Source organism: Psychrobacter sp. TB55-MNA-CIBAN-0194, assembly GCF_040309505.1.
Taxonomy (GTDB): domain Bacteria; phylum Pseudomonadota; class Gammaproteobacteria; order Pseudomonadales; family Moraxellaceae; genus Psychrobacter; species Psychrobacter fozii.
In genome coordinates, this window is record NZ_JBEOOW010000733.1 from 1 (window position 1) to 240 (window position 240).

The 240-nt window shown below is 49.2% G+C and carries 1 pseudogene; it reads left to right on the forward strand.

The window, feature by feature from the left end:
- Positions 1-240: pseudogene (locus AAEY75_RS16910) on the forward strand (RelA/SpoT family protein); the annotation flags it as partial.

Here is a 240-nt window from a genome sequence, read left to right on the forward strand (position 1 = left end):
GGCTGGGATAATATTGAAGTTGGTTTGGCAGGCTGCTGTCACCCTGTGCACGGTGAGCCTATCGCGGGCTACATTACTTTATCGCGCGGTGTCAGTGTCCACAATCGAGGTTGCCCTGAATATCTGCGCCTGATCGAACGTGATCCTGAGCGCGAAATCAAGGCTGCTTGGAAGATTAAATCTGGTCGCTATCAGCCGGTTGATATTCATATAGAAGCTTATGATAGACGTGGTTTATTG